This is a genomic window from Aureimonas fodinaquatilis, assembly GCF_008369445.1.
Lineage (GTDB): Bacteria > Pseudomonadota > Alphaproteobacteria > Rhizobiales > Rhizobiaceae > Aureimonas > Aureimonas fodinaquatilis.
Map to the genome: position 1 here is coordinate 1281707 of NZ_VTWH01000001.1, position 13947 is coordinate 1295653.

13 protein-coding genes are annotated in these 13947 nt (G+C 56.2%); 9 read left to right on the top strand and 4 right to left on the bottom strand.

All coding sequences use genetic code 11. The features are described 5' to 3' along the window. The first annotated feature begins 172 nt into the window (after positions 1-172). The 6 genes from FPY71_RS05945 (at position 173) to FPY71_RS05970 (ending at position 5362) form a co-directional block, all read left to right on the top strand. A complete protein-coding gene (locus FPY71_RS05945) occupies positions 173-544 on the top strand; it encodes a hypothetical protein (RefSeq protein WP_149298489.1) in 372 nt (123 codons plus the stop codon). Between the two features lie 100 nt (positions 545-644). Further along, positions 645-965: a 2Fe-2S iron-sulfur cluster-binding protein gene (locus FPY71_RS05950; RefSeq protein WP_149298491.1), complete on the top strand. Its 321-nt coding sequence runs from the start codon at positions 645-647 to the stop codon at positions 963-965. 268 nt (positions 966-1233) lie between these two features. Then, complete coding sequence (locus FPY71_RS05955) at positions 1234-2073, top strand: cupin domain-containing protein (RefSeq protein WP_149298493.1); 840 nt, start codon at positions 1234-1236, stop codon at positions 2071-2073. Positions 2074-2174: 101 nt separating this feature from the next. After that, complete coding sequence (locus FPY71_RS05960) at positions 2175-3161, top strand: Bug family tripartite tricarboxylate transporter substrate binding protein (protein WP_149298495.1); 987 nt, start codon at positions 2175-2177, stop codon at positions 3159-3161. 105 nt (positions 3162-3266) lie between these two features. Continuing rightward, positions 3267-3752 (top strand): tripartite tricarboxylate transporter TctB family protein, encoded by a 486-nt coding sequence (locus tag FPY71_RS05965; protein WP_149298497.1) that lies wholly within the window; start codon positions 3267-3269, stop codon positions 3750-3752. 113 nt (positions 3753-3865) lie between these two features. Further along, positions 3866-5362, top strand: a complete 1497-nt coding sequence (locus tag FPY71_RS05970) for a tripartite tricarboxylate transporter permease (protein ID WP_149298499.1) — start codon at positions 3866-3868, stop codon at positions 5360-5362. Positions 5363-5409: 47 nt separating this feature from the next. Here FPY71_RS05970 and FPY71_RS05975 read toward each other — a convergent pair whose 3' ends face one another. Beyond that, positions 5410-6015 (bottom strand): DUF922 domain-containing protein, encoded by a 606-nt coding sequence (locus FPY71_RS05975; protein ID WP_149298501.1) that lies wholly within the window; start codon positions 6013-6015, stop codon positions 5410-5412. A gap of 123 nt (positions 6016-6138) precedes the next feature. Here FPY71_RS05975 and folP point away from each other — a divergent pair, with 123 nt between their 5' ends. The 3 genes from folP (at position 6139) to FPY71_RS05990 (ending at position 10756) form a co-directional block, all read left to right on the top strand. Then, positions 6139-6996, top strand: a complete 858-nt coding sequence (gene folP / locus FPY71_RS05980; protein WP_149298503.1) for a dihydropteroate synthase — start codon at positions 6139-6141, stop codon at positions 6994-6996. Then, the gene (gene folK / locus FPY71_RS05985) at positions 6993-7505 is read left to right on the top strand and encodes a 2-amino-4-hydroxy-6-hydroxymethyldihydropteridine diphosphokinase (RefSeq protein WP_149298505.1); all 513 of its coding nucleotides are present in this window, start codon (positions 6993-6995) and stop codon (positions 7503-7505) included. The genes folP and folK overlap by 4 nt, the downstream gene beginning before the upstream one ends. A 182-nt stretch (positions 7506-7687) precedes the next feature. Beyond that, positions 7688-10756, top strand: a complete 3069-nt coding sequence (locus FPY71_RS05990) for an autotransporter family protein (RefSeq protein ID WP_149298506.1) — start codon at positions 7688-7690, stop codon at positions 10754-10756. A gap of 61 nt (positions 10757-10817) precedes the next feature. Here the strand turns inward: FPY71_RS05990 and FPY71_RS05995 are convergent, their stop codons facing one another. From FPY71_RS05995 to FPY71_RS06005, 3 genes are read right to left on the bottom strand one after another with little or no spacing between them, the layout of a single operon-like run. Beyond that, positions 10818-11369, bottom strand: a complete 552-nt coding sequence (locus FPY71_RS05995; RefSeq protein WP_246160145.1) for a hypothetical protein — start codon at positions 11367-11369, stop codon at positions 10818-10820. A gap of 26 nt (positions 11370-11395) precedes the next feature. After that, positions 11396-12454, bottom strand: coding sequence for a YcjF family protein (locus tag FPY71_RS06000; RefSeq protein WP_149298508.1), 1059 nt, complete (start codon positions 12452-12454; stop codon positions 11396-11398). Further along, on the bottom strand, positions 12451-13908 hold the full coding sequence (locus FPY71_RS06005) for a YcjX family GTP-binding protein (protein ID WP_149298510.1): 1458 nt from the start codon (positions 13906-13908) through the stop codon (positions 12451-12453). Before FPY71_RS06005 ends, FPY71_RS06000 begins: the two co-directional genes overlap by 4 nt. Between the last annotated feature and the right edge of the window lie 39 nt (positions 13909-13947).

Here is a 13947-nt window from a genome sequence, read left to right on the forward strand (position 1 = left end):
GATAAGCCGCTATTTTTCCATTTCATTTACCATGCCCTGCAAAAGATCATGGCAATGGCCCCAAACTGCCGCAAAACCGTCTGGTTCAATGCGCCATTCTGCAACAAGATCAGTTGATAACTGAGCAGGGCGCCCCGGTAGGCTTCCTGCCAAATTTGCCAGGAAGCGAATCATGACACTGAGTGCAGCAATTTCCGCTCCGTTCCAGCCTGTCGACACGGTTCCGACCGCTATGCGCGGGCCGATAGATTTTGCATTTCTGGCTGGAAAGTCTGGCGGAGACAGACAGGTAGAGCGCAACGTTCTGGCGTTGCTTCGGTCTCAGATCGGGCTCGTGTTGCAGCGTGCGCCACATGCCAGTGAACAGGAGTTGCGCCTGATGGCAACTGCCATGCGCGGTGCAGGGCGCCATGTTGGTGCTTTTGCCATTGCCGATGCTGCGTCAGATGTCGAAAAAGCGGCACCTGCCGTGCTGCGATTGAAAATGCAGGCTTTTACTGATGCGTTGAACGAGGCCGCAACGTTTCTGCGCACATTGGACTAAGCTTTCGGGCATACGAGTTACACTCTGTTGATGCTGGCTGCCTGGCCTTTAAGGTTTGAAACCCGTTGACAGATTAAGTTTCGACCGCCAAATCCCGGTTATGACCGAGATTGTTTTTGTTTCCCCTGATGGTACCCGCTACACGGTTGATGCTGCAAATGGCGCCAGCGCCATGGAAGCAGCCGTTCGCAACGATGTTCCCGGCATCGACGCGGATTGCGGAGGCGCCTGCGCCTGTGCAACCTGCCATGTCTATGTTGACGATGCCTTTGCAGGCGCATTGCCGGAACCGGAAGCGATGGAAGAGGATATGCTGGACTTCGCTTTCGACGTGCGGCCGAATTCTCGATTGTCCTGCCAAATTCGTGTTAACGACGCTATTTCCGGCCTGGTGCTGCATGTGCCGGAGCGGCAGGGATAGCGCTTGAAATCATAACCTTACGATCTTTGTTTGATACCTCGTCTCAAGTCATTTCTGTCGACTGAGGTCGGTGTTTGTGCTCGCTGCATAATCACAGAAATTCAACGCCACTGATCAAAAGCTATCATGAAAGCTGATCAAACCTATCAAAAGAAACTAGGTATTTGAGTTGTACCAAGGCGGCTAGGGTTAAAAAAACCCAGACGGGCCGTGTTGAGTATGAATATCGTCGGCCCTCCTAATTATAAATAGGGAGGATAGCAAACCAATGCCATTTCACCGTTTTGAAGATCTCGAAGCCGTCGCATTAACACCCCATCTTTCTTCTGCCGTGGCTCCGGTCATTGAAGGTAATTATCTTTATTACTGCCTCAATCAGAAAAAAGCCGGTACCGGCTCAGAACTACATTATCATCCAAATGAGCTTTTGATTTTTACTCTAGAAGGCACAGTTAACGCGGTCATTGGCAAGGACCGGCAGATTGTAAAGCCGGGCACCTTCATTCTCATCCCGTCCAACGTTCGCCATTCGCTGAAAGCGACCGAAGATGGCCCCTGCGCATATCTGTACATCAAGGATCAAACCTGGTCCGTGGTCGGTATTGCTGCGGATGAGGCTCTGCCAGACAAGCCAATGACACTTGAGGAAGTGAACCGGAAATTCTCTGACGGCGAAATTTCTGATCGTAAAGGTGCGGCCAGCACGGCCAGCGGTGAACCACCATCTGAAATCATCATCGAGGGTGTGCCCAACTGCTATTACCCAATTCTCACCTCGCTGGATGAACCGTTGCGAGCTGGCAAACGGGTGGACTGGATTGAAGGTGAACTGTGCGCTTTCGGTTTCTTCGAACTGCCCGCAGGTTACGAATATGCGCAGGATATGTCGGCCCATGAGCGGTTCATCTATGTGCTGCAGGGCAAAGTCGACGCGGATGTTGCTGGCGAACGCAAAAGCGCGAGCAAGGGTGACATCATTCAGGTGCCTTTGAACGCCTCTTTCAGCCTTAACATTCCGGCAGATGAACCGACGCGGCTTGTGGAAATTCGTTCAACCGCATTTCTGCAGGATACAATGGAAGAGCGGCGCAGAGAATTCGTCGCTTAATTAAATTTAAATATATCAGAAATTTATGACGTTTTTGTAATGTAATAAGTCAATAAGCTGCTTCAATCGGGAGTTGGGGCGCGATGTAATGGGAGGATTGCATGATTGTGTATCGGAAATATCTGACTGGTCTCTGTGCATCGGTTGCCATGGCCGTGGGCCTGACTTCCATGGCCACTGCCTCTGAAAACTGGCCAGAGCGGCGCGCAGAGTTCATCTGTGCAACGTCACCAGGCTCCGGTGCGGCACAATGGTGCCAGTTGATGGGTCGTCTGGTCGGTGACGAACTGGGGCAGCCGGTCGAAGTTGTTTTCCGTGCTGGCGGCAATGGCAACGAGGCCGCTGAATATGTGGCCAACCGCCCGGCCGATGGCTACACCTGGTTGCAGCGCAATTCCAGCTTTGCCGGTTATATGGGACTGCCGACATTTCGGCCGGATCCAAACCAGTTTCTCAATATCGTTGATGTCGAAAAGTTTCTCTATGTGGTCGCGGTTTCCACCAACAGCCCATATGAAACCTTTGAAGACGTTATTGAGGACATGAAGGCTCGTCCCGGCGTTGTAACCGCTGCTGGCGGCGCCATTGGTTCCGCCCACCACATTCACCTGCTCAAACTGTTCGAAGCATTTGATGTCGAATGGAGCTTTGTGCCTTATCAGGGCTCTGGAGAGCCACTGCGCGATACCTTGGGTGGCCATCTGGACGTCGCAATGGGCCCGCCCGGAATCTGGCAGCCGCATGTTGAAAACGGTGCAGCCAGAATGCTTCTTCTGCTGAATGAGGAACAGGTGGAACTGCCGGGCATCGGAGAGTTGCGTGTTCCTGCTGACCTGAATGAGGACTATGAATTCAGCCACCAGATTCAGGGCGTGTTCGTCAAAGAGGGCACCCCGGACGACATTCAGTCCAAAATTCAGGACGCTTTCGAGCGGGCGCTCGAGTCCGATGGCTACAAGGAATATCTGGCCAACAATACCCACGTTGTACCGGCATTCAGCCGAGACACCGAGGCTAATACGGCAAGGTTCCACCAGCTTCGTGAGGAAATTGCGCGCTACCTGAAAGAGTCGGGCCTTACACAATAGGTGCCCTGATGGCAGCGGCACCAGCCGCTGCCACCCCAAACTTTCGCATCTCGATCAACGAGCGGTGGTGCCATTCGGCATTGCGTGAAAACTGGCCGGTTAAACATGACAAAGAACACCGTAGACCTGGCGACCAGTGTCGTCTTGCTGGGGCTTTGCGCCTTTGGCTTTTACCTGACGCTTTCCTTTGCGCCGCCTGTGCTGCGCGGATATCCGGGCGCGGCATTCTTTCCGCAGCTTATTCTGGTGCTGCTGAGCGTACTTTCGGTCTGTCTGCTGGTTCGCTCGCTCCGTCGTGCTTCGGCAGACAAGCAGGCTGGCAGGGTTATTCCGGCAAATTCGCCGCTGGGTGAAAACGGCGCGCTGTTTCTGATCGCCGTTGTTACGGCCATCGGCATGGTGGTGCTGATGCCAATCGTCGGGTTCGAAATTGCCGCCTTCACCTATCTTGCCGGCTATCTTTACTTCCGCTTTCGCAAGCCACTGCCAACCTTGATCGGAGCCGCCTCCGGAATGTTGGTGCTGTATGTCCTGTTTGTTCTGGCGCTGCGTGTGCAACTGCCTCTGAAATTCCTGCCTTACTACCTCTAGGCATTTCAGCCATTTGCAAAACTGCAAAAGGCTTTTCGTGTTTCTCCGCAATACCGCAGGCATACCTGGCGCAGCCTTGCCCGGATTGTCTCTGACGCAGAAGGTCGATCTGGATGGATAATTTTTCTGAACTCGCTATTCCAGCGCTTCTCATGATTTTCGACCCGGTGACATTTGGCCTTGTGCTGGGCGGAGTTATCCTCGGTATTTTCCTTGGTATCCTGCCGGGCATCGGCGGCTCGCAAGCGCTGGCGCTGATGTTTCCGTTTACATTTCTGATGCCGCTGGAAGGTGCGGTGCTGTTCCTGCTGGCGATTTACTCCGCCGCGGAATATGGCGGCTCCATTCCTTCCATTCTGATCCGCACTCCCGGCACCGCTGCCAATGCCATCACCGTGCTGGACGGCTATCCGATGGCCAAGCAGGGGCGCGCCTACCGCGCGTTGATGATCTCGCTGGTTTCGGGCGTCTTCGGCGGCATTGTATCCAGCGTCATATTTGTTTTCGCGGCTTCCGGGCTGGCTTGGGTGGGGCTGCGGTTTGGGCCGGCGGAAATGTTTGCAATCGGGCTGTTCGGGCTCTCGGTTGTTGGCAGCTTTACCGGAGCGGACCCGATCAAAGGCTTTATCGCAGCCACCATCGGCTTGCTGCTGGCCACAGTTGGCGAATCCGGCTTTGGCGGCATTCGCTTCGATTTCGGCCTGCCATTCCTGGCTGAAGGCATTCCGGAAGTGGTGATGATCATTGCTTTGCTGGCGGCGCCGGAAGCCTTCCGCATGCTGGAGCAAATTCGCGTCATGGGGCCGGGCAAGGATGGTACGGAAGTCATCAAACTGCGGGAGGATGACGGCCTGCCATTCCGCGACTGGATCAAGCTTTCACCATCCTTCATGCGCGGAAGCCTGATCGGAACTGCAACCGGCGTTCTGCCCGGTCCGGGGCCGACCATTTCTTCGGTTGTTGCCTATAATGAGGAAAAGCGCTGGTGCAAGGACGGCGACAAGTTCGGCACCGGTATTGATGAGGGCATTGCTGCGCCGGAAGCCGCAAACAATGCATGCGTGGCCGGCGCTCTGGTGCCCGCTCTGGCGCTGGGTATTCCCGGTTCAGGCGCCATTGCCGTGTTGATGGGCGTTCTGATCAGCAAGGGCATTGTGCCGGGGCCAACCCTGTTCACCAGTGGTGGGCCGTTGGTCCTGTCGATCTTTTTCGGCCTGATCCTGTGCAATATCCTGCTTCTGGTCATCGGAATATTCGGCATGCGCGCCTTTGTGCCAATCGCCAAGGTTCCTGCCGGAACTCTGGGGCCTTACATCATCATGCTTCTGGCCGTGGGCGCATATGCCTATGACAACAATATCGGCCACTCGATCATGGTGCTGGGCTTTGGTGCGCTGGCATTTGTCATGGAAAAGCTTGGCTTCTCACCCATCCCGATGATCCTTGGCTTTGTCATGGGCGGTATCATCGAGGTGAACCTGAACCGCGCAATGATTTTCGCCGGTGGTGATTTCTTCACCGTGGCAACGCGTCCAATCACTCTGTGCATATTGCTGGTTGCTTTGCTCAGTGCGGTCTTTGCGTTCAAGCGCGGACGTTCCTATGAATGAAGCCTGGAGCGTTTCGGCTGACCGGATGGTCATCTGAAACGCTCTTGTCAGTCGCCCGCCCGAAGCCTGTCACGTAGCGCACGCTTCAGCCGCAGGTTCATTTCCCGAAACTCCTTGCGGTCATAATCGCGTTGTTCATCCTCATGCCATTTCAAATAGCGCTCGGATGTTCTGTGGACCGCATTTTCAAGCGTTTCACAATCTGGTGCAGCCGATGAGTTGCGAACCGCCATTTCAAGCTTTGTCACCCATTTACGGGCGATATCTGCATGGTGCATTTCATGACGCACCACGTCACGCTCAAATGTTTCCCATAAAAATATGGTTTCCTCGGACGCACCGCTTCGGTTGGTCCATTTGGGCAGGGAAAGCTCGACAACCAGGGAAAAGTCGGCGTTATCGATCACGCAGCCACGCTCTGTTGGCTTGTAGCTGACAACGCCGTCAAAAGTGACAGTCGCGGCACCGGGGTGACCAGAGGCGCTTTCATTGAAATGCGGCCCATTTTTCAACATTGAAGCTTCCAGCTTTTCCAGCGTGTTGCCATAAATGGGGAAATAGCTGACGCGCTGTTTGACGCTGGCCGCAATTGCCGAGGAGGCAAGCCCCAGGGTAAGCCCGAAAGTGCAAAGCAAGGCGACTGTGCATTTCATAATTTTTCCGCCAGACTTTGGTTCATCGGTTCGCCAGACTAACGCAAGACACAGTCTTTACGAAGCCAGTCTTATGATATGGGCATCAAGGCTTCGGAAATCGTTAACGTGAGGTGCCAGAGTATGAAACGTTTGATGCATCCGGCACGGGTCTGGCGTCTGGCGCATGGGCGCTCACTGAAGCTGGGACCAAAAGCCCGCATCATGGGCATTCTGAACGTGACGCCCGACAGCTTTTCCGATGGTGGGCGCTATCGCGATAGCGTTGACGCGGCCGTCAGCGCAGCTTTGGCAATGGTGAATGATGGCGCAGACATTATTGATATCGGCGGCGAGTCCACACGCCCCGGCGCTGTTCCGGTCAGCCCGCTGGAAGAGCAGCGGCGAATCCTGCCCGTCATTGAAGCGTTGGCGCAGATGTCCGACTGCCTGATTTCGGTAGACACCTATCGTGCGGAAACGGCACAAAAGGCAGTTCTTGCCGGAGCGCATGTGATCAATGATGTTTTCGGGGCGCAGAAGGACCCGCAAATGGCAGCGGTGGCCGGAAATCTGCAGGCTGGCCTGTGTTTGATGCACACCGGAAGAGAGCGGAAGAAACTGACTGGTGTGATTGATGACCAGTTTGAATTTCTCAACAAATCCATAGAGATTGCCAGAAAATTCAATGTATCGGATGAGAGCCTTGTGCTGGATCCGGGCTTCGGGTTTGAAAAAGACCGCAACGAAAATCTGGAGCTGATGCTGCGTCTGGACGAACTGCATGAATTGGGTTTTCCGCTGCTGGTCGGCACTTCACGCAAGCGCTTTGTCAAAGCCATGATGGAGCGGGATGACCCCGAACCCGACATCGCCACCGCTGCCACCAGCGTGCTGCTGCGAGAACGGGGCGCGGATATTTTCAGGGTGCATGCAGTGCGGACCAACCGCGATGCCTTGCTGGTTGCTGACGCAGTTCTGGCGGCAGGACAGCCGCAATGAACCGGGCGTGCATCGGCCTTGGGGGCAACATTGGCGAACCCGTCGCCAACATGCGTCGCGCGCTTGAAATTCTAAGCCATAGTGAAAACACATCCGTGCTGGCGGTGTCACGCCTTTACAAGACACCGCCTTGGGGTGTCACGGACCAGCCGGACTTCTTCAACGCCTGCGCCTTGCTGGAAACAGCCTTGCAACCCGAGCTGTTGCTGGATTTGTGTCTGAGCGTTGAAATTTCGTTGAAAAGGCAGCGCCATATGCGATGGGGGCCGCGCACAATTGATATTGATGTGTTGACCTATGGTGAAACGCACTGGGCCAGTGAGCGGCTGGAGCTGCCGCATCCGCGTATACAGGAACGCGCATTTGTGCTGTGTCCGCTGGCTGATATTGCGCCAGACATGGCAGTGGCAGGCAAGACCGTGCGCCATTGGCTGAGCATGACTGATACCGCGGGAATTGATGCGGTTTCTGCTGACGGGACGTGGTGGCAAGACCAGAAAGTTTACTGAGAAATTCTTATATATGATATCATATTTGTGAAAGACAAATAACTTTAGAGCGTATAATCTGACGGCAAGGGCGAGGTGGGATCGTCCCGGGATTCTTCAGTCCCTTCAATCAATGCAACGTATAGCCGCGGACAGGAAGCTGTGTCTGGCGGTTTGAGTTCGCTGTCAGGATAGAGTTCATCATGACCAGACTTTGCAAATTTGCCTGCACATCAAACTATGGGCAGGTAACACGCCGTTTGCTGGCGACCGCGGCCTTCGCGCCATTGCTGGCGCTGGGCGTGCTTGGGGGCACACCGGCTCTGGCAGAGCCTTCAGGCAATTGTACAGTCACAGGAAATGCCTCGGTTATCAGCTGCCACGTTGAGGAAATCGCCTTCAGTGCGGTTGATGGCGTCGTCACTGCAACGATCGACTCGGAACCAACAGGCGCAATTGTTTTCAATACGAGCGACAGCTCGACCGACCCGCTTGACGCGACTTTGACCATCATCGGCAGCACCACCGTCCACAGGGCGGATTATCCCGCCGTGGTGATGTTCACCGAGCGCAGCAATGTGCAGATGAAGCTGATCGCCGGGGCGGATGTATCGCTGACGTCTGACAAGGATTTCGGCGCGATATGGATGCGCAACAACAGTTCGGGCAGCATGTATGCCGACAATGCCGGCACGGTGATTGCCAATGGCACAGAGCAGGTTGGCATAACGCTGACCACGCATGGCGGCGACGTCACTCTGATCAACTCCGGAAATGTCACATCGACGCAGTATCGCGGCCTTTACGCTGATGGCAGTGGCGAAGATGAGCTTGTGGTCAGCATAACCAACACCGGCACCGTCACGGCAGAGCAGGCGGGCATTCGGGCGATCAACTATAACGGTCTGGCCACTATCGACAATTCCGGACAGGTGGTCAGCAATATCCGGCAGGGCCTGGTAGCCTGGTCTTCGGCTGGCCCTTCTTCCGTCATCAATTCCGGCACGGTGACCGCGAAAGACGATTCCGCCGCGGTTTCCTGGTCGGAAACCGGAAATGTCACCATTACCAACAGCGGCACGCTTGTTTCGCAAGACGATACAGATCACGCGGATGCGGGCATCGGCCATTACGGCATCCATGCACGGGTCGGCGTTTCCGGCGACGTTTTGGTTGAAAACAAGCTGGGCGGCTCGGTTTCCGGCGAGCAGATGGGCATCTGGGCTGAAACCAAACTTGGCACCAGCACTGTTCAGCAGGATGGTATCGTCTCGGGGGCCAGCGGTGTTGTCGTCACCAGTGATGATGGCGCAGTTTCGTTGACGAACACCGGCACAATCAATGCCACGGGCCCCGGCGTGACGATCAGTGGAACGTCCAACATGGTGGAAAACACCGGAACGATCGTCAGCAGTTCAGATGTTGATGCAACCATTGTTACCGGTGATTTCGATACAACGATCCGCAATTCCGGCCGGATTGCCAATACTGGCGGCGGTGACGCCATCAGATTTGGCAGCGGCGTAAACCGGCTCTATGTCAACGCGGAGAATTTGAACATTGAAGGCATTGTAAAGGGCGGTATCGGCGAAGATTACCTCATTCTGGACACCGGTGAGGCGGCCACGGTTTCGATGCTTTCCGTTGGCGCCAAAGGGCAGTTTCGCAATTTTGATTACATCGAAAAGACTGGCAATGGCGTGCTGACATTTGCCGATAGTAGCGGCGGCTTTACCGGCTCTACGCTGGTGAAAAGCGGTGAACTGGTGGTCAATGGCGACAATGCGTTATCGGCAGTGACTGTGTTTGCCGGTGCCACACTTTCCGGATCGGGCAAAGTGGGGGCGACCGCGCTGCAGGCAGGAGCGACCATTGCACCGGGCAACAGCCCAGGTACGCTGGAAATTGTTGGCGATTACAACCAGGCAAGCGGCACTGTGTATGAGGCGGAACTGGTGCCGGGCAGCATGGTGTCCGATCTGATAGCAGTGAGCGGTGCGGCGACAATTGACGCCGGTGCAGTGTTGAACCTGAGCAGATACGGCAGCGGCGAATTTGCCACCAACGCACATTACACCGTGCTGACCGCCACTGATGGGGTTGCCGGCACTTATGAATTGACTGGCGAAAGGGCCATCTCGGCATTTTTCGAGCTGGATGCGGTCTATGCGCCCAACGCCATCTACATCAACGCTGTTCAAACCCGTCCGTTCACGGCAGCAGCGGTAACACCAAACCAGTTCGCAGCGGCCACCGGTGTGCAAAGCCTGAGCTACGACAATGCGCTGCGGCTTGCTGTTGGCGCTTTCCAGAGTGATGCGCCCATGCCGGCGGCGCTGGACCAGCTTTCGGGTGAGGTTTACGCCTCTGCCAAAACCGGCCTGTTGCAGGACAGTCGCTTTGTCCGGGAGGCAACGACACGGCAATTGCAAAGCAGTTTTGAAGGCGGGGAAAGAGCCATCTGGATGCAGGGTTACGGTTCCTGGGGCAGCTTTGATGGCAATACCAATGTGGCTGGCGCGAACCGCGATGCGGGCGGGCTGTTCCTGGGCGTAGATGGTTCTGTACAGGACGCGTTGCGCATCGGTGTTGTGGGCGGTTACGGGCATTCAAAGCTTGAACTGGATGGTGGCCGGGGCTCCGTATCGGCTGACACCTACAGCCTGGGCGTCTATGGCGGCGGGCAGTGGGACGCGTTCAACCTGAAGCTTGGTCTCAATCATGCCTGGCATGATATGTCATCCAGCCGCGCCGTGGCCTTTTCCGGATTTGCCGATGCCCTGTCTGCCGACTATTCCGCAAGAACAGCGCAGGCCTATGGTGAAGTCGGATACGGCGTTGATGTGAAATCTGTTTCGTTCGAACCATTTGCCGGCATCGCTTACGTGAATCTCGACACTTCGAGCTTCACAGAAGCGGGTGGGGCTGAATCACTGAGCAGCAATGGTGATACGCAGGAAGCCAGTTTTACCACGCTGGGTCTGCGAGCGAGCAGCGACTTCAAGGTCAACGGCATAACGGTTTCGGCCAATGGTATGGCCGGGTGGCGTCACAGCCTGAATGACGATGTGCCGGCCAGCACCAACTCATTTGCCGGATCGGGCCTCTTTGCCGTTTCCGGTGTGCCGCTCGCGCAGGATGTAGCCGTGTTAGAGGCAGGATTCAGCGCCGAGTTCCGCCCCAATGCCAGCTTTGCTGTTAACTATTCCGGGCAGTTCGGCTCCGGCATTTCAGACCATGGCATCCGCGCTGGTCTGCGCGTGAAGTTCTAAACATTGAAAAGGCCGCCTGAGGTGATCAGGCGGCCTTATTAATAACTTGATGACCTTGCAGCTAGTCTTCTTGAAGCGCGGTCTGGCGGACGGAGCCTGCTTCGCGTTTCAGCTTCATGCCCAGCACAGGTACCAGCTTGCCGTCCACCTTGACCGAAATTGTGACATTCAGCGCATCCCGGCTTTCCATTCGCGCAACCATGGCACCGTTCAGGCTTTTGCGGTCCAGCCCGAAAACCATGCGGTCGCCTTCGATAACGCCAGAGCTGATGTCCAGCCCTGCACCTTTTGCACCGTCCAGAAACGCGCCCTGATAGGTTGAGCCATTGTGCGAAACTTTTGCGGTCATTTTCTGTGAAAACAGACCGACGCGGCATGTGCCGTCAAGTTCCATCGAGGAAGGGCGGTTTTCGGTGCCGCCAGCCAGATCGCAAGTGAAACGTGTGCCCTTGTATTTGCCGGCAACAATTTCCCCCGGGCCAATCCAACGCCCGTCAATATGCTTCAGAAAAGCATCCGAAGAACCGGCAAAGCCAGTTGCAGTGGTTGCCATAAGCACAATGCCGGCAAGAATGGAGCGAAACATGGAACGGGCCTCGAAGGTCGGGAACATCAGACTGCCATTATTTCGAAAAACGGTTAATCGTTCCTTTCCGTCCGCTCATTCAAAACGGCCGAAAGGTCGCGGAACATGCTGCCCATGCCCGGACGCTGAATGGAAAGAAACGGCATAGGGCGGCACAAATCCATGGCGGCGAGGCCAACTCGCGCTGTCAAAAGCCCGTTAACCACGCCTTCTCCAAGCTTTGCCGAAAGTTTTTGCGCCAATCCATGGCCGACAACCTGCTGCACAAGCCCATCACCCACCGCTATTGAGCCAGTTACCGCCAGGTGTGTCAAAACGTCGCGGGTCAACCGCGCAAGGCCAATTGTGCCAGGGCGTGCGCCGTAAAGTTCAGATATTCTGCGAATTAGCCGCACAGTTTCGTAGAAAACAAATGCCAGATCGACCAGCGCACGCGGGCTGACGGCAGTGACAACCGATACGCGCTTGGCCGAGCCCAGCACGAGTGCGCGAGCGCGCAGGTCCAGCGGCTGCAGCAACTCGCGCTCGGCCAGCACAATCCTGTCTCGACCGTCAATCACCTCATTCTCCAGCGCATTCAGGCGCTGGCGTCCGGCAAAGGTTTCCGCCCGGCCGGAAAGCATGCTGGAAAGCCTGGAAATGACGTGGCGCGCGGCGGTTTCGTCATTGCTGTCATAGGCCTGGCGGGCCTCTCGGCGCTCTGTCTCCACCTGACGCAGTTTCATAAGGCCGCGCAGCTCGCGCAGGGCAACGCCAACCGCACCGATAACCAGCACTGCGGATGCAACCATTGCAGCATAGCCAAGCCAATCAGCCCTTGCGAAAAAATCCCGCACCAGACTGTCAAGGGCAAGGCCGACACTCATGGAAACAACAAGGCCAAGTCCGGCGAAAAACACCTTGCCGAACGTCAGGCGTCGCCGGCGCGCGGGCGCCTGCAAAGTGCCGGTGGCAGAGCTTTCCAGCATTTCCAGTTCCAGTGCCTCTTCCGGGTCAAGCTGCACCATGGAAAGGTCGGTTACGGCGCGCGGCGCACGGGCAGGGCGCGGCGGTGCCGGACTGGCAGGTGTGGTATCAAATGCCCGGGGCGGGCGTTGTCTGTCATCGCTCATGCCAGCCGATCCCCAATCAGAAATTGCAGGGCGCGATCCAGTCGAATATGCGGCAGCGACAGGGTCAGGCCGCTTTCATCCTTTTCAAGCCTTGGTGGCTTGAAGCGCACAAAGGTCAGGGGAGCCATGGAGGCCAGAGCTTCATCACCAGCGGCCAGCAATGCCGCCGGGTCTTTTGGCAGATCTCCGGGAAAAATTGCCGTTTCAGTTTCGCCGTCAAACAGCTTGCCCGCAATCCGCTCACCCATCAACGGGGTGCCAACAATAACCGGCAATCGCTCGCCATGGTCTTCAACGCTGGCTTCCCGCGTGGCACGCACTGCCGCCATGGCAATGACCTCTGTCTGCGCGCCGGAAAATTGCGCGCGCTGAACTGCTGAATTGACCAGCCTGCGCACAATTGCCTCCATACGCCGATGACTTTCCCGATGCAGATGGTCAGCCTTGGTGGCAGCCACAAGAAGCCGGTCCACGCGCCGCGTCAAAAGCCCGCCCAGCCAGCTTGCCCTTCCGGGGCGAAAGCAGGTCAGAATATCGGTCAGGGCGGTTTCCAGATCTCGCACCGCGTCGGGCCCGGCATTAATGGCCTGCATGGCATCCACCAGCAGGATCTGCCGGTCAAGCCGGGCAAAATGCTCACGGAAAAACGGTTTTACAACAACGGTTTTATAGGCCTCGTAACGCCTTGCATGCACGGCGGCGAAACTGTTTTTCGGATATTCGGCGCCCGGCGTTACAGGCAGCGGCGCAAAGGTCAATGCTGGAGAACCTTCCAGATCGCCCGGCATGAGAAACCGGCCCGGGGCCAAGGTCGACAGGGCGGCATCATCTTCCCGGCAGCGCCGCAGATAGTCGGCAAAACTGGCGCTCAGCCTCTGGCTGGTCACTTCATCGGCAGGGGCTGCCAGATCAATCTGCCGCATCATTTCCAGAAAAGGCGATGCAATGGCGCTGCGCTGCGGCAATGACGCACGCTCCAGGGATTCCTGCGAAAAAGCAGCAAAATCCTTATCCAGCAAAGGCAGATCCAGCAGCCATTCGCCGGGATAGTCGACAATATCAAGTGAAATGCGCCCGGCGGAAAACAGCCGCGACCAACCTGATGCCGACTGAAACTCAATGGTCAGCCGCAGTTCCGAAATGGCGCGGGTGGATTGTGGCCATTGTCGATCTTCCAGAATGGTACGGACATGTTCCTCATATTGAAAGCGCGGCACGGCATCATCCGGCTGTTCTTCCAGATAAGTGCGGCCAATGCGGCCTTCTGCCTGCGCATTCAACAGCGGCAATCTTCCCCCATGCAGAAGGTTGTGAACAAGCGCGGTGATGAAAACGGTTTTTCCCGCCCTGGATAGGCCGGTCACGCCAATGCGCAGGGTGGGGTGAAACAACTCGGCTGTGCGGTCTGCCAGATTGTCCAGCGCATAGCGCGCTTCATCGGCAAGGCTTGGCATGATTGATGCATACTCCCGTTCGGGGCCGTTTCAATTCGC